Raw genomic sequence first — 19,808 nt, 5'->3', positions numbered from 1 at the left:
CAATGAGCAAAAGATACAGTGGAGAGCGGGATAAAGCTACAAAAATAATAACTCAGAAATTCTGAGATATTTTATTTAAGGCTACTTAATTTCGTTGTAAATCATTCTGAGGAAATCTCCATATGATCTATCGATTCCTGTAATATCACCAGATTTTAAATTTATTCCGGCATCTCCAGATTTGTTTGAACTGACTTTAAGAGCGGAAACCTGAAAATATTGAGGAACACCTTCAGTATTTGAGACTTTAATTGTTGATCCGAGTAATTTTTTTGTCGAAATCGTATAAATATCTCCACGAATAGTTGTTAACGAGAGATAAGATCTCGGTTCGAGCACATAGTTTTTTTTATTTATACTAATGGTTTGCGGTTTTTCCGAGGAAGAAAACAAATAAAGTTGCTGTGAATTTTTATAAAACTCTTCTTTTGTGATATAAAAAAGTTTGATTCTGTAATTCGAAGGATTAAAAGGTTGTTCTATTTCATCAACTGTATCAAAAGGCTGATAAGCAAAAGCGTTGGCTCCAATTTCCTTTGCTTTTTTATAAATTGTAGAGAAAACTTCCTCATCATCTGAAGAAAATCCTTGAACATCAATCTGACCAAGGTATTCTGCGGATATATCTTTATTAATTTTAATAAAAAATTTATCTTTATTATCATTTACCTTTTCAACTTTAGATAAGTAAATATTCTGTGCATTAATGAATGCACAGAAAAAAGTAAAAATAAAAGTGGTGATATTTTTAATATTCATTTTAATTCGAAAGTATGTTAACGCAATCTTCTAAACTGTTTTCCCAGTGTTTCGGCTCAATGCCATACACATTTTCTATCTTATCAAGACACATTGTGCTACGTTTCGGTCTTTTAGCAGGAGTTGGATATTGCTCGGTTGTTAATGCATTAAGCTTTATTGATGATTTTGAAAAGTCTGCAATTTTTTGAGCAAACTCAAACCAAGTTGTTTCCGGATAATTGGAGAAGTGAAAAATACCAAATGTTTTAACTGGGCTTTCGATAATGTTCATTATCGCTTCAGCTAAATCATTTGCGTTTGTTGGCTGACCAAATTGATCAGCAACAATTCCCAATTCTTCTTTTTGGGAAAATAAATTCAGCATTGTTTTCACAAAATTTTTATTAAACTCGGAATACAACCAGGAAGTTCTGAAAATAATGGTTTGATAATTATTTTCCAAAGCTAATTCTTCACCTGCTAATTTTGATTTACCATAAACTCCTAATGGACTTGTGAAATCATCTTCAGAATAATCTAAATTGGTTTCTCCATCAAAAACATAATCTGTAGAAACATGAATAAATATTGTTTTGTTATCAGCGCAAGCTTTCGCTAAATTTCCAACACCTTCCGCATTTACTGCAAAAGCACTGTCTTCTTCTTTTTCAGCAAGATCAACTGCAGTATATGCAGAAGCATTGATGCAGAACTCTGGTTTGCTTTCAGAAAAAAATTCTTTGATCTGATCTTCATTGGTAATATCTAAAGTTTGTGAATCTGTGAAAATAAATTCATAATCCAACTCAAAATCGGGAGCAATCTTTCTAATGCAATTTCCCAACTGCCCATTACTTCCTATTACAAGTATCTTTTTCATATAGTTAATTTACGAATTTTTAGCATTTTGTGATCTTAAAAACTTTACTCTCGGCTGGAAATCTTTCTGCTCCAAATCAACGAAGAATTTACCAAAGGTTTGTTTTATATCTTCAGGATGCACTTCGGAACGCCTGGTTTTAATATTGAAATAAATTACAGTTACCCAAAGAACCGCATGAATTGTTTTTTCGTCTAAACTTTTCATTAAAATTTCCACTTTAGCAGTTCGTTCTCCTACTTCAATGGTTTTACTGCTGATGACAACCTGAGTATTATACTTTACTTCTTTTAAATAAGCAATTTCGTTTTGAATCGCAATCCAAGTACAGCCAGTTTTTTTTGTATATTCTTCGTAAGTAAATCCGTAAAAAGTTTCTACATGATCTTCTCTTGCATTGAACATGTAATCCAAATACTTTACATTATTTAAATGCCCAATCGGATCACAATCACTGAATCTAACTTTTACGGTTGTTGAAACTTCTCTTTCCATAGCGCAAAAATAAAAAAACCACCTCTAAAAGAGATGGTAGTTTTATAAATCTTTTGTAAATATTTACTATTGAAGACCTAATTCTTTTTTAACAGCTGCAGTAGCATCAGGACCACCTTTGTAGATAAGACCGGTAGAGTTTACATCCATTACATAATCATAGCTGTTTGCTTTTGCAACTTTATTTACAGCATCCATTACTTTCTTTTCGATAGGAGCATAAGCTACTTTTTCTTTTTCAGCAAGATCTTTCTGTGCTCTTTCGCTCATTTGCTGAGCTTCAGCCTGCAATTTTTGCATTTCTTCTTGTCTAGCTTTGTTTTCAGCTTCAGTTTTTTTAGGAGCTTCTTCAGTATACAATTTATACTTAGCCTGCATAGCATCACCTTTCTTTTTTATCTCTCCTTCTTTTACATCAAGGAAGGCTTTCAAATCTGTATCTGCTTTTTTCTTTTCTGGCATTGCATTAAGTATGCTTACTAAGTCTAAAGTAGCAATTTTTTGAGCTTTTGCCATACCTACAGACACAAACATAACAATTGCTGCAAATAATACACTTAATTTTTTCATAACGGGTAATAAATAATTAATTTGTTTTTAGATTTTAAATTTAGGTAAAAGTTAAGTATTGAAAAAACTTTTCCTATTTTTTATTAGTTTTCTTTTCTTTTTTGTCGCCTGTTCCTTTTAATAGAATATCTAAAACTTTGTCAGTATAGTCATTTCTTTTTTGAAGAAAGATTATATTATTGTCAGTTTTATCAAGAACTATGCCCAAGCCATTTTTCTCAGACATTGTCTTCACCGCAGTCCAGATCTGATCTTCAAAAGGTTCAACCAAATTCGCTCTTAGCTGATTAATCTCTCCAGTCTTCCCAAATCTTAAACTGCTTGTCGTTTTAATGTTTTTTTCTAAGTCTAAAACTTCCTTTTCACGAAGTTTTAATTGATCTCCAATTAATAAAACTCTTTCGTTTTCAAAAGCGGATCTCTTTTGCTCATATTCAGACTGTAATCTCTGCAAATCTTTTTCCCAAGTATCAATCTGAGAATTAAGTCTTGCTTCAGCTTCTTTATATTCTGGCATTTTATCCAAAATATATTGAGTATCGATTACTCCAACTTTTTGAGCATTACTAAAACTAAATAGCAAAATTGCTGCTAAAGCGAAAAGAGTTTTAAAATTTTTCATGTTGTGAATTATAATGATTGGTTCATTAAGAAGTGAGTTTTACTTCCGGAAACATCACCGCTAATTGTTTTGTCAAATCCATAAGCGAAATCAAACCCAATCAAACCAAACGCACCCATATAAACTCTTACACCCACACCAACTGATCTTTTTAGCTGGAAAGGATTGTAATTACCCCATGAGTTCCAAACATTACCACCTTCAGCAAAAGTAAGTGCATAAATTTTGGCAGTTTGATTTAATGAAATCGGATATCTTAATTCTAACGTAAATCTGTTATAAATAGTACCTCCCCCTTTTTGAGTAATATCTTCAGCTTGACCACCATAAGTAGAAGCATTTTCGTAACCTCTCAAAGGAATTAATTCTCTACCATCAAATCTACCTCCGAAAAGACCAGTACCACCTACATAGAACCTTTCAAATGGAGGTGCACCCAATTCTTTGTTGTAACCGTCCATAAAGCCCATTTCAGCAGAAGATCTTAGAACTAATTTCCCAATAACTTCATTATAAACATCAGCTTTGAACTTCACTTTGTAAAATTCCATCCACTTATATTTATCTGTAGGAGTCATTGTAGAATAATCTTTGTTACTAAACAATGAATATGGAGGTGTAAATTTACCCGAAAGCTCAATATTTGAACCCATTGTCGGGAAAATCGGATCAATACCTGCAGAATTTCTGCTCAGTCCAATATTTAAGCTTAAGTTATTAGCATTTCCGTATAATTCTGTTGTCGTTCCAAATTCAAATGGATAATTGCTAAAGTCATATTTCTGATATTGAATACCTGTGTACAATGAAAAATAATCATCCGGCCATTTCAAACGTCTGTTTAAACCTACAGTAGCTGAAAAAATATTTAATCTCTGATCCGGACCTGTAGACTGACTATAATTAACTCTTGAATTATTTAAACTTACAGAAAGTGCAGTTGGTTTTGTACCAAACAACCAAGGTTCTGTAAATGAAACTCCGTAGTTTTGAAAATATTGTCCCGCTTGTGCCTGGATCGATAATATTTGACCATCACCTTGAGGAACCGGTTTGAAATCTTTAAATTTCAGGAAGTTTTTCAATGAGAAGTTATTGAAAGTAAGACCTAGAGTTCCGATGAAACTATTACCACCGTACCCAGCCTGTAATTGAACTTGCGAAGAACCTTTTTCAACTAATGACCAACCAATATCTACAGTATTATCCTGTTGATTTGGCTGAATATCCTGGCCGATTTGTTGAGGGTCAAAGAAAGACATTGATGCCAAATCAAAATATGTTCTTTTGATTTCGGTTTTCTTAAATAATTCTCCAGGTTTAGTCATTAAAGCTCTAAGAATAACGTGGTCATGAGTAGTTGTATTACCCTTCCAAGTTACTTTATTCCAAGTAGCCTGCTCACCTTCGTTAATTCTGATTTCAAGATTAATGGCGTCACCGTTCACAGATTTTTCAACAGGAGTAACGTTTGAGAAAAGGTAACCATTATTCATGTATATCGATTTGATATCAGAATCATCTTCTTTTCCACCGTCTTCACCTACTTTTTTGTTGAAACCTACCGCATCGTAAATATCACCTTTTTTATATCCTAAAATTCTCTGAAGATATTCCGTAGCATAAACCGTATTGCCGGTAAATGTAATATCACCGATGTAATATTTTTTACCTTCATTCAGTTTAACATTGATTTCAAAATTATTTTTCTTATTTCTCCAAACAGAATCAGAAACAATTGTTGCATCTCTATACCCTAATGAATTATAATAATTAACTAGATTTTTTTTGTCTTCCTGATATTTTTCTTCAACAAATTTTGAAGATTTCAAGATTCCACCAATACCAAATCTTTTTTGTTTGGTTTCTTTGAAGGCTTTATTTCTAAGTTTAGAATCTGTAACAGTTTCGTTACCTTCAAACTCGATGTGACTAATTTTTATTCTTTTTCCTTTTTCTACATTAATTGTCCAGTCTACAAGATTAGGATCACTTGCGTTCACCTTATCCTGAATGGTGATTTTTGCATCAGCAAAACCTTTTTTAACGTAATCTTTAGGAATATTTGTTTTAAGGCTTGAAACAAGATTTTGAGTAATCTTAGTTCCGGGCTTTAAATTATTGTCTTTAGCTAATTTTTCATTTTTAGACTTTCCAATCCCTTTTCCTGTAAATTTCACCTCACCAAGATCTTTAAGATCCTGAAGATAAAATTTCAAAACAACAGTTTGTCCTTCGATGCTTTCTACATAAACTTCAACTTCAGAGAAAGACTGCGAATCCCAAAGTTTTTTGATTGCATTACTTACTTTCTGACCTGGAATATCTACAATTTCACCTTTTGATAGGCCTGTAAATCTGAAGATTTGAGCTGGTGTGTATTTTTTCACTCCATCAACAACAATGTCTTTCAGCGTATAAGCACCTGCTTCATTTCCTGCTAAGACAGAGGTATTTTCTACCTTCGTGCTGTCTTGTGGAATAACCTGTCCATAAAAATGTGCAGAAGCCGCAAACATAATGATGGGTAATAGTCTAAACTTCATTTTATCGTAATCTTTCTTTTCTTAAAATTTACTGAATTTGAATTTGGTCGCCTGTAAGACCATATCTTCTTTCCTTATTTTGATAATCAACAATACATTGGAAGAAAATATCTTTTGTAAAGTCTGGCCACAGAACATTGAGAAATTGAAGTTCTGCATAAGCAATCTGCCAAAGCAAAAAATTGCTTATTCTTGTTTCACCACTTGTTCTTATAAGCAAATCAACGGGTGGAAAATCTTTTGTATAAAGATAGTTTTCGAATAATTTTTCATCAATATTCTCCACCTCTACTTTCCCTTCCTTTACATCGGAGCTTATATTCTTAACGGCATTTAGTATTTCGTTTTGTGAACCATAACTAATTGCTAAAACCAAATTTCCTTTTGTGTTTTCTTTTGTAAGTTCAACTACATTCAATAATTGTTCTTTTACCAAAACAGGTAATTTATCTAAGTTACCAATGACGTGCATTCTTAAACCTTTGGTGAAAATCTCTTCAGCTTCCAATAAAAGTGTTTCAGCAAGCAAAGTCATTAAGGTATTAACTTCATCTGTAGGCCTTTTCCAGTTTTCCGAGGAAAATGTATAAAGCGTAAGATATGGGATATTAATCTCATTACATGCATTAATAGCATTTCTTACTGCATCAATGGCATTTTTATGACCAAAGGTCCTTTCTTCGCCACGAGATTTTGCCCATCTTCCATTGCCATCCATAATGATGGCTACATGTTGCGGTAAATTCTCAGAATTAATTTGTTCTTTTATCAACGACATATTTTCTTAATCACAATAACAAGGTGGTCTTCCGAAAGAATAGGTTAATCCCAAACTGAAAGTATTTAACCAATCTCTTGAATCTCCATCACCAACCTGTCTATTTCTAATGTACTGTGCCTCTCTTTCTTTAGATACCGCAAAATAACTTCCTGTTTGCAACAAAGACCCTCCCGTTGTAGGACTTAAAATATCTGCATTATAATTAGAAACAACATCTTTAGCAAGGATTTTGCTATGATCTAATTGATCTGTTAATGTATATCTAAAAGTAGCTTCTGCAAAAATTGCCCAACCATGATTGAATTTATACTTCAAACCTACTCCAAAAGGAATCTGTGCAACCGCTTTTCTTCCCATAGAATATTCAGTTGTTGTATTAAAATCTAATTCATTGATAGGAGCCTGTGCAACACCATCAGCATTTCTTTTGAAATCATGATTTAACGTAGCTTTTGGCGCATCAAATACTAAACCTCCAATACCCCCAAAAATATACGGACTTACCATACTAAGTTGCTCATTATTTACTGGGAAGAAATTATATTCAAATACCACACTTGCTTCATAAATATTATTCTTACCAAATGAGTTTCTGTTTCTTCTGTATTCTTCTTTAGCCGCCTTATCACTAAACTGTACTTGATTATAACCTAAGTCTAATCTAACTGTTTGATGAGGGTTAAAATTAAATCTATATAAAATTCCACCATAAAAAGGAACACCCCATTCTGAAGCTCTATCTAAATCCAAAGGTTGCTGTAAAATGTAATTGGTTTTTCCTATATCCCCTACAAGATTACTCATCCCTAAGCGAATTCCCAATTCATTTCTTTGTGCTTTTATACTCACCACTGTTCCTAAGAGGGCAAGGAAGCTAAACAATAATTTTTTATTCATAAAAGAATATGGATTTATGGTTATTTTAAAAATTAATTTTTGCAAATATAAAACATTTTTATATTAATGATAATCTTAATGTTTAGTTAAAAATAAACAAAAAAATATAATTTGTTATAAAGTAAACGACAAAGTAGCAAATTTATTCTTTTTTTAATACTTCTCTATAAGATTTTGAAATAAAAAACCCTCAATAATTGAGGGCATATTTATATATCTATCTATTGAAAATAGCCCTGATTTTGTTTCGCACTTTGATTAATAAGGGCTCTTTATAGTTTTTATCTTCATCAAAATATCCATAACCGTATCCATAGCCGTACCCATAGCCATATCCATAACCTTGCTTTGTAACGTAATCATTGTAAACCAAGCCTAAATGCTTAATTTCATTATTATGATACTTTTCTGTAATCATTTTCAGCATATATTTTTCAGTATACTCATGACGTACAATATATAAATTTGCATCAGAATATTTCATTAATTCATATGCATCTGCAACAAGGCCTACAGGCGGCGAATCTATGATAATAAAATCATAAAGTTCTTTTAATTCTTCAATAAACTTTACATTCCTTTCACTCATCAAAAGTTCAGACGGATTAGGAGGAATCGGCCCCGAAGTAGCCACATCAAGATTAGGAATATTTGTTTTATTGATAATCTGATCAATTGTTGTTTCTCCTGTAAGGTAGTTTGAAATCCCTAATTTATTATCGATATTAAAATCCCCAAAAATCTTTGGTTTTCTTAAATCCATACCCAGCAAAATCGTTTTTTTATCACCTAAACCTAAAACTGAAGCTAAATTGATAGAAATATAAGTTTTACCCTCACCTCCGACGGATGAAGTAACTACAATAACTTTGCTTTTATTATCTTCTCCCGATAAGAATCTTACATTTGCCCGAATCCCTCTGAATGCTTCTGCAACAGAAGATTTTGGAGATTCTAAAACAGTAAGCATATTTTCATTGTTATTATTCCCAATAACACCCAATAAAGGAATTCTTGTAGCGCTTATTAATTCTTTAATATTTCTTATTTTACTGTCAAATAAACTGCCTATAAGAATTAATAAAAGTGGAAGAGCCAAGCAACCTCCAATAATTGCCATTTTAGTTCCTTTAATATTTGGTCCGATTGGCCCTTGTCCCAAATTTTTAGCCGGATCTATAACCGTAATATCAGATTGATTGGTCGCCAATCGCATTTGGCTTTCGTTTTGTCTGTTGAGCAAACTATTATAAGTCGCTTCAATCATATTATATCCTCTTTCAGCATCAAGGTATTTTCTTTGTTTTTCGGGATATGTTGTAAGATCAGAGCTAGCTTCTGCAATTTGCTGATTAATCTTATTAAGCTCTGTAGTATAAACTGTATAAACATTTCTTAACGAACCCGTAGAATTTGTCTTTGCTTCACTAATGAGTCTATTTATTTCCTTTATGGGCTCTGAATTGGGAGTATAAATGGAAGACAATTCTCTTTTTTTAAGATAAAGTGCTTTCAATTCTGAAACTGAAGCAGTAAAAAGACCATCATCAAAACCTGCGGCAGAAGGACTGATCATCTTATCAAAACCTTGAGATTCTACCGAATTCCGGATACTGCTTAAAGAATTCATTTTACTAAGAATATCAGCTTTTTTGGCCTCAAAATTTTTAATTTTCTCTAAAGATTTTTCATCCCTATTGGTAATATCATATAGTTTTTCAGACACCTTAAGATAATTAAGATAAGCGGCACTTGAATCTAATTTTTTACGAATATCTGCTAAACTTTCTTTTAAATAGACATTCGTATTTTTATCAATGGTCGTTTTATCCATGAATCTCTTTTTCTGTAATTCTTGCACAGATTTATTAAGAAAATTCACAGTGCTATTTAGATTATAACCTGTTTTAGAAATAATCATTATCGTATTTATCTCCTTATCAAAATCTACACCCACTGTTGATACAATACCATTTACAGCATCATTCACTGTAGAGAGATTAACAATAATATTTTCTAATTTTATGGATGGTTTTACAGGGTTTGAAACTAATTTAAACCTCAGATTGGGAGAAGTGTACCATTCATTTATTTTAATAATTTTATTGGCAGGTCTTTTAAAGGGTTCAATATTTTGAAAACCTTCAAAATCGTACGAATAAAGACTTGTGGACTCCCCTTCTTCCGGCAAACTAACTTCAAAAGAGCCATTTGCTCTAGGCGTAATAGTAATAGAATAGTTAACTTGTTGTAAATGCTTTCTATCTACCTCTAAAAAAACCGGGGAATCACCTTTATCTAAAAAAGTTGATTTAATAACACCTTTTGTCTGGTAATTTGTAAATAGATTTAATTCTTTAACCAAAAACTCATTGTGAGATCTCGACAAAAGCATTTTTTTCAAATAAACACCATCTTGGTTTCCATTTTGTCCCCAAATAAAATTAATTGACTGACTCGGTGTGAAGTAACTTGCAGTATTACTTGAAATACTTAATGATAAACTTGATGAAAAAATATTCTGCGCATAATATTTACCATAGAACCAAGAAGTAACGTATCCTATAGACAGCATCAATACAAACCAATACCAATTCCGTAAAACTCTTCTTAAGAAATGTTCTACATCAAATAAAGCAAAAGAACCGTATTTTTCTTTTTGAACCTCGCTTTTACCTACTAAAGTTTCTTTTCCAGGAATCATAGATTAAAGATTTTTAATAAGTAAATAAATAGATAATGCCGTGGTAATCACAGAAACACCACTTACAAGAGTCTGTATAGGATCTTTCCCGAAACCATTAAGTGCCCTTCTTTGCGTTGTCAGTAATATTTCATCACCGTTCTGAACATAATAATATGGCGAATTCATTACATCTTCTCTGGTAAGATCAATCTGAGCTTTCTTAATTCCTTCTGGAAATTTTCTGTAAACAACAATATTTTTACGATCTACAGTTCTGTTTAACCCCCCGTTCATAGAAATTGCTTCAGTTAAAGTGAGCGTATTTTTATGAGCTTTCTTTTCACCAGTTATTCCGACAGTTTCAATATCACCTAAAATAGAATAAGTAATTCCATCAATATTTAGTCGAACCTCAGATTTACCTTCTTGAAAATTCTCATTTACTTTTCCTTGAAGTTCTTGAGTAATTTCTTCGATTGTTCTGCCTTCAGCTTTTACATAACCAATACCAAAAACTAATATTTCACCTTTCGAGTCAACTTTTAAACCATTAAAATATATCGTGGAATTCCCTCCAGCTGAAGATCCACCTCCACCTCCGGTTACTGAAATACTACCGCCACCGCCACTAGCTCCTGAAGCATTTAATGATGAATAAAACTGAGCAGCATCACCTTTTGGAGTTGTAATGATATTCAGCGTCAACATATCGTTTTTAGTAATTCTATAAATGGGAATATTATAAGGTATTAACCCCTCTTCGTTAATCACCAAGCTTTCACTAGGCTGCATATATTTCACATCTTTTGATGTAATACAAGAGGTTAATAAAAAAGGTAAAATTAAAAACAGGTACTTATAGATTTTCATCGTCATTATTTGTAGTTTGCAAAAATAGAAATTTAATTATTACTTTTTAATTTATTATTTTTTGAAACATAAATAATATCTGGAATGTAAGCACCAGAAAAACCTAAAGCTAAAACAATAAATAACAATAAATTCACATTAATGTGTCTTAAATAGTAAGTAATAATAATAATAAAAAGATAATAGCTTATGATATAAAAACTTGATCTTCTATGCGTTAAATCAAGTTTAAGAAGTTTATGATGAATATGATTTTTATCTGCTTCAAAAGGAGATTTTTTATTCCAAAACCTAACTAAAATTACGTTCAGAGTATCTACAATAGGTAAAATAAGAATAGCTACCGCAATTACAGGTGCTGATTTCAAATGATATCGGGGCACATTTACAAGTTGCTTATCAATAAAAATATCAATAAAGCAAATACAAGTAAAAGCCAGTAAAAAACCTAAAAGCATAGAGCCTGTATCTCCCATAAAGATTTTTGTAGCCCGATAATTTGATAAATTATAATATAAAAACGCCAATACAGAACCAATAAGTACGACCGATAAAATCACCAAAGGAAAATTATACGCGCCCAATCGAAAATAGCTAATTCCAAAAAGAGCACTGCAAATTAAAGAATATCCTCCCGCAAGACCGTCAATACCGTCAATAAGATTAAATGCATTAATTAAAATAATAAAAGTAATAATCGAAAAAATTACACTTACCCAATAATGAATTTCATAAACACCAAAAATCCCAAACAAGTTTCGGATTCTCACATCAGAGCCAATAACAATAAATGCTGAAACAACAATTTGTGCTACCAGTTTCTTATAAGCCCGCATCACAACAATATCGTCCATAATTCCTACGTAAAGCAGGATAATCAGCGAAGCAAATAGAAATTTATACAGATCGAAGATTTCATATGCAAAAATAGAAGTACATATCCCAATTGAATAAAACATTGCAATTCCACCCAAATTTGGAATTTTTCTGAGGTGTGAACTTCTTACACCCGGCTCATCCATCAGATTTTTACGCTTTGAAATTTTAATAATAGTGGGAATTGAAAAAAAAGTAATTAGAAAAGAGGACAGGAAACCCAACCCTACTTTTACATAAAAAATAGAAATCCCAGTGTGATTTAAGAACAATTCAAAATTTTTCATCTTTTGCTTTTTGAGCTCTTCACTTCCAATTAAGGATGAAAGCAAAGTTTTAAAAAGACCCTTACTTTGAATTCTTTATTCAAAATAACGATAGTTTCAGTTGTGTTTATATCAGTTTTCTTATCAGTTTTTTTTGTCCGGCAAAAAAAAGCAGATAAAATATGTTTTTTTTCAGTGGCAAAGATAAAATATAATTCTTACCAAAACGACTGTAATTCAATATATCTTTTATTTTAATATCTCTTTTTCTCACAAAATCCTCAAGCTCTTTAGACATCTTGTAAAATTCACTCTCGTTTTTCACAAATGCTAAATACGCTAAAAAAGTATAAATACCCTCTAAAATTTGAAAGCCCTTTAATTCATTAACTTTTGAAAAATATTTTGACGCTTGAAAAGCTTTTTCCACATCTTCAACTGCTTTTAAAATATCCAAACCTTTTTCTGTGTGGGTTTTTGAGATAGAATCTGTTCGTTCCAAATATTGATAATGGAAATTCTGAGTTTGTGCTAAAGTTTTACACTCCAATAAAAGTTGTGGAATCAACTGAATATCTTCGAAATGAACTCCTTTTTTGAATCTTTTATTTTCAAAAAGTTCTTTCCTGAAAAATTTATTGCAGGCAAAATAACTTAAGTCTGAAAAAACTGAAAAATTTGTTTCCAAATCAATTTTCTCCGGCATATTGGGAATCTGCGTAAGCTTTTGAGTAATATTTCCATGCTCATTCACTTTTTGGATGTTACAAATCACCATTTCAGCATCATATTTTTCAGCTAAACCGAGCATATCTTCAAACATCGTTTCAGTAACGTAATCATCACTGTCTACAAACCCAAAATAATCTCCGGTTGCTCTTTCAATACCAAAATTTCTGGCATCGCTTAATCCACCATTTTCTTTATTAAAAGCTTTTATTTTATCTGAATATTTATCTGAATATTGCTGAATAATTTGTTCCGACCCATCTTTACTTCCGTCATTGATGACCAAAATTTCAATGTTTTGGTAGGTTTGATTCACCAAAGAATCTAAACATTTAGCCAAATAATTTTCAACATTATAAACCGGAACAATAACAGAAACTTTTGAGGGAACGTTTTTCATCATCTAGCCTTTTGTAAATCTTGCGCTAAGCCAGCCTTTTTTGGCTTCATCAAAATCTTTTCTTGAACACGGAATGCAGTTTTCAATATTTTCATCGTCTCCAAAATACCAAAGATTGCTGAATGTATCACGCTTGAAAGCATATTGTCTATCCTCAATCAAAACATAAAACATTTCGTAATGTCTTTCTTTAGGATGTGACTGTTGGATGTTGATTCCTTCGATCAGGTACCAAATCATTTGTGCTAAAAGCTGATGATTCAATTGATTTTCAGAATAAATATTATAATTAAATATGCCTACGGACCTTAGATTTTCACTGAGTCCGATTTCTTTCATGTAAGCACAGATTTCTCTTCGGTTCAAGCCATTTACCTGTGGATTCATCGAAAAAGCATCACTGAAACTTTCAATCGCATCACAATTTACCGTTACCAAATCGGCTTTTCTAAAAAAAGGTTCGGTTTTCTCAGTAGAATTCATCATTTCCGCCAAACGGATGATATCAAACTCAACCTCCTTGATGAGTTTCACCGAATCCTGCTCATTCAGATGTTTTTGGTAACCTAAATGATGGTAATTTTTAATCGTAAAATTTTTAGAACCTAAAATTTTGCTTAAAAAAGTATGCTCATTAATCACTTCGCCTTGCTGAAGCGAAATAATATTGCTGATTTGTGTGTAATTGATATTCTGCTGATGATAATTTAATCCGGAAAATAACGAAAAAGCAAAATCATTAGAACCCCCAATGATGACCGGGATGGCTCTTTTTGAATGACAAGCCGACAAAACTTCCTGCAAAATATAATGAGAATCCTGTACCGATTTCCCGGAAACCAAATCTCCCAAATCCACAATTGGAATTTCAAAATCAAGCTGTGAAAGTTTGTAAAACTCTTTTCTTACCGCTGTAAAATCCTGCACTTCTGCATCGCCATTTGCACCTCTATAATCGGAAACAAAAAGCAAAACAATGCTATCTTCTTTTATAGCCTTGGTAATTTTATTCCCGATTTGCCAGTTTTCTGTCCTGAAATTTCTTGGTGAAATGATAAAATCTTCAAAATCCATGCGCTCAAATACTTATTAATGCTCAAAAATATTAAAATAAATTTGATTATTCACTGTATAACTTTAACGCAAAGTCCGCAAAGATTTTTGAACTTCTAATTGTTTCATTTACGTTCGCAAAGGCGTTTCACTCAGCGAAGTTAGGATTTAACCATTGCTGAACGAAGTGTTCTTGCGAACGGAAATATAAATTCGTATCTAATATAACCTTGAGAGCATAGCATTAAAAATCTTTAAAATAAAAAACCATCAACAAAATCGTGATGGTTTAAACAAAATCTATATGAATTAAAAAACTAGCGATTTAAAATCTCAAACACAAAAGTCGTAGAAGTTTCAAAACTTCCGCCCTGTGTGGCTCCGAATAAAAACTTAGGCGTTTTACCATCTTTATCAAACAAAATCATTGGTCGTTCTAATCTTCCAAATCGTTTTAAGTGTTTCGGAGGTTCAGCTTCGGTGATGTAATGTTTTAAATCTAAATATGCGACTTCCGGTTTCGTCCATTCTACTCCATCTTTTGAGGTTAAATGCAAACCGTATTCATGATTATAAAATCCCATATCTCTTGCAATCATGTGGAATTTTCCTTTTTGTTTCCAGACAAAAGCATCTTCTAATTGTGCATTATTCGGTAGAGCAGAAAAATCAATCACCGGATTTTCTGAAACTTTTATGTAAGGTCCTTCAGGTTTTAAAGCTTTCGCTAAACCATATTTCCGGTTTCCCCGTACTGTTCCTTTTTGAGTTTCGTATTCTTTGGTATTCCACGATTTATAAAAGAGCCAGTATTTTCCGTCGTTTCCTTTTACAAAAGCCGGATTTGTAGTACAATGATCATCCCACGAGCCTTCTTTTCCTGGTAAAAGCAATGGTTGTTCAGGTCTCGTCCATTCTCCATCGAGACTTTTTGAGGTTGCCAAACCTATTCTTTTCGTATTGGTTTTTCCGTTGGAAGTCCCCATAAAAAACAGATAATATTGGTCGTCTACTTTTTTAATTAACGGATTGTGGCAAGTTGTTGCATCCCAAAAACCTTCGCCTCTCGGACTGAGAACAACCTGTTTATGTTTAAACTTTTCGAACGGAGAATCAGCTTCTGCCCGACAGATTTCGGAACCGTTAAGCCAACCGCCCATTCCTTTTTCTTTTTTCCAGCGCGAATAGAAAAGATGCACTTTTCCATCATCACCCCAAATCGGGGAAGAGCACCAAATGTAATAGCCTTCTAGTTCAAAAGAACGTCCAATAGGTTTTAACTTAAAATAAGATCTCTCTGAAAAATCAAATGAGTTTGTAAATGAAGAGCCCAAAAACACCGCCATCACTCCCAAACCTGAAGTTTGTAAAAATTCTTTTCGGCTAAAGTTTCTGGATGTACTCATGATTTTTGATTTAAAGCTAATCTAATGGTAATTCATAAATTGAGTATCCTGCAGTTTCGGGGTAAATCTTAAATGTATCAATCTGATAATCATTCAGTAAAAAAATAAATATTTACAACCCTACCTTATCATTGTATTTCTAAAATTATTACATTTGATTGCTTAACAAATAAAATTCGCAAACGATGAGCACAAAAAATCAAATCAGTGTAGAAATTCCTCAAACCGTATTAAACGAGGTTAATCAAAAATTGCAGGACTGCAAAACATTACTTGCCCCTTACCTGAAAGCGCTAACCGCAGATGACCGAAAATCTCTCTTCAAAATGGGAGACAAAACGGTAGCAACAGTGCAGAAAGTAAAAAGTTATCTGGAAACCAACCCTGAATTTGCTCCTGTTTATATGGATAAAGCCGAATTTCTGAAAGATGAGGCTGTGGTAACAGGGCTTAACCCGATCTCTAATCTGGTAGACCAATTGGCTTCTGATCTCAGCGACACTATTACCCTTGCAGGCAGTGAAGCTCTTATGGCATCTATGCTCTATTACGGCACGACCAAAGAAGCGGCATCCAAAGGTGTGGCTACAGCAAAACCAATCTATGATGACCTTAGCCAGAGATTTAGCAAGCGGGGAAACAAAAACTTCTCTGAGAAAAAGTAAATGATAAGACAACATTAAAAATCTGACTCTTTTGTATTTTTATAATTACTAAAGGAGTCTTTTTTATGACTAAAAGTATCTCGGGAGATACAAAAAGACTATAAATTGTTTCTTTTTAAAACATCATAAAAACAAAAAGCATCTCGGGAGATGCTTTTCCATTATAAATATTTATTTCTGAGACTTCAGAAGATTATTTTCTTCCTGCAAATCTCGGTTCTCTTTCTTCAGTCTTTCGTTTTCTTCCTTTAGAAGATTGATATAGTCTTTTTGAGTTTCTAATAAAAATTCAGGTATATTACAATAAGTATTATTATTGTTATCTCCTAAATAATTTCCATAACTATTATCAAAGTTCTGCATTACATTACCCATCTCAGAACCTTCTTTTATTTCTTCAACATCAATATCAAGAAGTTTTGCAATACGCTCCCACTCTTTATCTGTAATACCCACTTCACCTTTTTCTTTTCTCTGATAATGAGTCTGGCTGATATCCAGATGCTCGGCAACATCCTGCTGAGAAAATTTCTTCTGCTTTCGCACTCGTATTAAGTTTTCTTTTACCATCGGGGTTATTTTTTACAAATATAACATTATGCGAATAAACCCGAATAAAACCCGAATAAAATTCGCATCTATTTTTCAATTTTTAATTTTAGTTTTGTTGCAATTCTCTACGAGATGAGAATTTTTTATATATTTAACCCATTAAAAACAAATGATCTATGAAGAAAAAATTATTTCTCAGGCTTTGCCTGATTCTTATGATCACTCTTACCATCTCCTCCTGCAGGACAGACCATTTACAAGAAAACGAAACAACCTACAACAACAGCTCAAAATTTCAACTTACCTCGAAGAGGATCTCTTTGAATGAATAACAGGCAGACTAAGAATAACTATTCCGGGTAATATCCTTCTATCTATATTCGATAATTTTAATGAACCGGATGATAGTAAAACCCGTTTTTCAGGATTAGGTCTTACCACAGATTTACAAGGTTATAGAATGATTTATGGAGGATCATCTCCAGAGGGTTGTATAAATTATGGAACAGTATCTTTACGAATAAACCCGAGTACTCCAAATCAAATGAGGATTAAGTATTGGTCTAATAATGATATTGCAGTAGGAGAATGTCCAAGTACTTTTGAGCAAACATTTCCTGAGCAACAGGAAATACTTTTAACGAGACAATAATTAAAATAAAGCCTCCTAAGGGAGACTTTATTTTAAGAATAAATAAGTAGTTCAAACTTTATCCCAATGCTCTTGTAGAAAATCTTGTGCTTACTCCGCTACCCGAAGGAGGTTATAAAGCGTATCTTGTGACTTACAATTTTACCGAAGCGGAGAAAAATACGATTTTAAACGGAGGGAATGTACCTGTAAACGGTAAATCTTCGGTAACTCCTGTAGAAGGAACTTTTACATCGGTGATGTCAATCGAGCAATGCACCATGCAGATTAATGATTACTATACTACCTGCAGCGAGGGAGTTCATAGTGAAGGACAAACAAAGGGATGTACTGCTACCATCAAATCCCAACACGTTGTTACGATGACTATGGTTTGCCAAGGCGGAAATTCTCCACAACCGGGAATAGAAGGACCGGGAGATGGCGGTCCTGGAGAACCGGGAGGTTCTACTTCTCCTAATCCTTGCTCTGTAAACGGAGTGTATATAAACCCGCAGGATCCTTCTAATTCTGATTGCAATGGTGGGGTGGTTACGCAGCCAATTTTAGAGTTTAACCCTCCACAAACACCTTGTCAAAAAATAAAAGAACAGAGAAATGATGAGGGTTTCAAGAAAAGGATGGATACTTTGAAGGGTAAAACCGGACTAACAAAAGAAACTGGCTACATCCAAAAATGGGGCGGAAGCTATGAGTATAAAAATAATGCAGGTGCAACCAGTACTGCAAATACTCTTACTTTACCGGAAGTCGCAAGCAATACATGGGTAAAAGCTTATATGCATACGCATGTCGATGATGTACCTAATAGTGAAAGAAAGGGTATAAAAATGTTTTCACCTGCTGATGCATCCTATCTTATGGATTTGGTGAAGAATGCACAGACTGGCGGACACTCTCTAAGTGATCCATATGGTGTAATGGTGACGAGTACCGGCAATTACCAGATCAGGTTTACAGGAAATCAATATCAGATTAAAACTTTTACTGAAAATGAACTGGATACCCATAATGAGCTCTTTGGTGCGGGTATGAAAGAATATCTTGACAATCCAAAACAACTTGAAATGAGGTTTTTAAAATATATCCAAAAAGAAATGCTTTTATATGGCATAACTTTGTACCGGATGAATACCGACGGAACAACAACAGAAATAAAATTGAATGCTGATAAAACAGATACCGTAGAAAACACTTGCCCTAACTAAAAAAAGAATTTCAATATGAAAAATATAATAACAATATTTCTGGCTCTACTGGCTATTTCGTGTAAATCTCAAACAGTGTCTTTGGAAGAAGCTGCTCAATGCAGGGAAAATCCAAACTGTCCGAGAGAATATAAATATACAAAAGACCTCAACAATACATTAGATAAATATGTAGGAATATGGAAAGGAACATATAACGGTAGAGTGTACGAAATGAAATTTAATAAGAGTTTGTATGAAGATTTTACAGGAGTTAAAAGAGATATAATAAAAGGCAGATTAAGAATAACAGCAGGAGGAAATATACCTCTTACTATTTTCGATAATTTTAATGAGCCTGATGATAGTAAGACCCGTTTTTCAGGATTTGGTCTTACTGGTAATTTACAATCTTATGAACTGCTTTTTTCTGGTTCATTTACAAGTGGGTGTATAAATCGAGGTTCTATTTTCTTGAAAATAAATCCAAGTACTCCAAATCAGATGAGAATTACTTACTGGTCGGATAGAGATATTGCAGTCGGAGAGTGTCCAAGTACTTTTTCGCCGACATTTACTGAAAATCAGGAGATATTTTTAACGAGACAATAAGAACATTAAGCCTCTGAAAAGAGGTTTTTGCTTTGGATAATGTTGGGCAAAATAACGGAACGACCACAGGAAAAGCTACAGAACTCACTTTAGATGCTACTAATACTGTAATACCAGCACCATGCGATTAAAGAAAAATATTATGAAAAAACTAATTAGTTTATTAGCACTTCACTCACTATTTTTGAGCTGTGCTCAAGTATATCCTCTTAATACATATGCTGAAGTACCAACTAATGCATATATCAAAGATTTGAATAATGATCTCCTGCCTTACGAAGGTGATTGGAAAGCAACATGGGGAAATAAAATATTCTTTGTA

Annotated in this window: 18 protein-coding genes and 1 pseudogene; 4 read left to right on the top strand and 15 right to left on the bottom strand. The window is 32.9% G+C overall.

Annotated features, from left to right (window positions below):
• Nucleotides 1-81: 81 nt before the first annotated feature.
• The 14 genes from OEA66_RS20235 to OEA66_RS20170 form a co-directional block, all read right to left on the bottom strand.
• Nucleotides 82-759: a hypothetical protein gene (locus OEA66_RS20235; RefSeq protein ID WP_267283117.1), complete on the bottom strand. Its 678-nt coding sequence runs from the start codon at nt 757-759 to the stop codon at nt 82-84.
• Between the two features lies 1 nt (nt 760).
• Nucleotides 761-1,621 (bottom strand): dTDP-4-dehydrorhamnose reductase, encoded by an 861-nt coding sequence (gene rfbD, locus OEA66_RS20230; protein ID WP_267283116.1) that lies wholly within the window; start codon nt 1,619-1,621, stop codon nt 761-763.
• Between the two features lie 9 nt (nt 1,622-1,630).
• On the bottom strand, nt 1,631-2,116 hold the full coding sequence (locus tag OEA66_RS20225) for an acyl-CoA thioesterase (RefSeq protein ID WP_267283115.1): 486 nt from the start codon (nt 2,114-2,116) through the stop codon (nt 1,631-1,633).
• A 66-nt stretch (nt 2,117-2,182) separates the two neighbouring features.
• Nucleotides 2,183-2,686, bottom strand: coding sequence for an OmpH/Skp family outer membrane protein (locus OEA66_RS20220; protein ID WP_267283114.1), 504 nt, complete (start codon nt 2,684-2,686; stop codon nt 2,183-2,185).
• Nucleotides 2,687-2,759: 73 nt separating this feature from the next.
• Nucleotides 2,760-3,308: an OmpH/Skp family outer membrane protein gene (locus tag OEA66_RS20215; protein WP_267283113.1), complete on the bottom strand. Its 549-nt coding sequence runs from the start codon at nt 3,306-3,308 to the stop codon at nt 2,760-2,762.
• An 8-nt stretch (nt 3,309-3,316) separates the two neighbouring features.
• Nucleotides 3,317-5,854, bottom strand: a complete 2,538-nt coding sequence (locus tag OEA66_RS20210) for a BamA/OMP85 family outer membrane protein (protein ID WP_267283112.1) — start codon at nt 5,852-5,854, stop codon at nt 3,317-3,319.
• A gap of 28 nt (nt 5,855-5,882) precedes the next feature.
• Entirely contained in the window at nt 5,883-6,632 is a 750-nt protein-coding gene (gene uppS / locus OEA66_RS20205) for an undecaprenyl pyrophosphate synthase (protein WP_267283111.1), read from the bottom strand.
• Nucleotides 6,633-6,638: 6 nt separating this feature from the next.
• Nucleotides 6,639-7,532, bottom strand: a complete 894-nt coding sequence (gene porG / locus OEA66_RS20200) for a type IX secretion system protein PorG (protein ID WP_267283110.1) — start codon at nt 7,530-7,532, stop codon at nt 6,639-6,641.
• Nucleotides 7,533-7,749: 217 nt separating this feature from the next.
• Nucleotides 7,750-10,236: an exopolysaccharide transport family protein gene (locus OEA66_RS20195; RefSeq protein ID WP_267283109.1), complete on the bottom strand. Its 2,487-nt coding sequence runs from the start codon at nt 10,234-10,236 to the stop codon at nt 7,750-7,752.
• A gap of 3 nt (nt 10,237-10,239) precedes the next feature.
• Nucleotides 10,240-11,088: a polysaccharide biosynthesis/export family protein gene (locus OEA66_RS20190; RefSeq protein ID WP_267283108.1), complete on the bottom strand. Its 849-nt coding sequence runs from the start codon at nt 11,086-11,088 to the stop codon at nt 10,240-10,242.
• A 32-nt stretch (nt 11,089-11,120) separates the two neighbouring features.
• Nucleotides 11,121-12,251: a glycosyltransferase family 4 protein gene (locus OEA66_RS20185; protein WP_267283107.1), complete on the bottom strand. Its 1,131-nt coding sequence runs from the start codon at nt 12,249-12,251 to the stop codon at nt 11,121-11,123.
• 106 nt (nt 12,252-12,357) lie between these two features.
• On the bottom strand, nt 12,358-13,359 hold the full coding sequence (locus tag OEA66_RS20180) for a glycosyltransferase family 2 protein (protein ID WP_267283118.1): 1,002 nt from the start codon (nt 13,357-13,359) through the stop codon (nt 12,358-12,360).
• A gap of 3 nt (nt 13,360-13,362) precedes the next feature.
• A complete protein-coding gene (locus OEA66_RS20175) occupies nt 13,363-14,433 on the bottom strand; it encodes a formimidoylglutamase (RefSeq protein ID WP_267283106.1) in 1,071 nt (356 codons plus the stop codon).
• Between the two features lie 296 nt (nt 14,434-14,729).
• Nucleotides 14,730-15,818 (bottom strand): glycoside hydrolase family protein, encoded by a 1,089-nt coding sequence (locus OEA66_RS20170; RefSeq protein ID WP_267283105.1) that lies wholly within the window; start codon nt 15,816-15,818, stop codon nt 14,730-14,732.
• Nucleotides 15,819-16,003: 185 nt separating this feature from the next.
• Between OEA66_RS20170 and OEA66_RS20165 the strand changes: the two genes are divergently transcribed.
• On the top strand, nt 16,004-16,483 hold the full coding sequence (locus OEA66_RS20165) for a hypothetical protein (protein ID WP_267283104.1): 480 nt from the start codon (nt 16,004-16,006) through the stop codon (nt 16,481-16,483).
• Nucleotides 16,484-16,654: 171 nt separating this feature from the next.
• Here the strand turns inward: OEA66_RS20165 and OEA66_RS20160 are convergent, their stop codons facing one another.
• Entirely contained in the window at nt 16,655-17,053 is a 399-nt protein-coding gene (locus OEA66_RS20160; protein WP_267283103.1) for a helix-turn-helix transcriptional regulator, read from the bottom strand.
• A gap of 720 nt (nt 17,054-17,773) precedes the next feature.
• Between OEA66_RS20160 and OEA66_RS20155 the strand changes: the two genes are divergently transcribed.
• The 3 genes and pseudogenes from OEA66_RS20155 to OEA66_RS20145 all read left to right on the top strand — a co-directional run.
• Nucleotides 17,774-18,895 carry a hypothetical protein gene (locus OEA66_RS20155; RefSeq protein WP_267283102.1) on the top strand — a complete coding sequence of 374 codons (1,122 nt, stop codon included), beginning with the start codon at nt 17,774-17,776 and terminating at the stop codon, nt 18,893-18,895.
• A 15-nt stretch (nt 18,896-18,910) separates the two neighbouring features.
• Nucleotides 18,911-19,486 (top strand): DUF6705 family protein, encoded by a 576-nt coding sequence (locus OEA66_RS20150; protein WP_267283101.1) that lies wholly within the window; start codon nt 18,911-18,913, stop codon nt 19,484-19,486.
• Nucleotides 19,487-19,628: 142 nt separating this feature from the next.
• Nucleotides 19,629-19,808, top strand: a pseudogene (locus tag OEA66_RS20145) (hypothetical protein); the annotation flags it as partial.

The sequence above is a fragment of the Chryseobacterium luquanense genome (genome assembly GCF_026460945.1).
Classification (GTDB): domain Bacteria; phylum Bacteroidota; class Bacteroidia; order Flavobacteriales; family Weeksellaceae; genus Chryseobacterium; species Chryseobacterium luquanense.
This window is presented reverse-complemented; position numbering and strand designations above follow the sequence as displayed.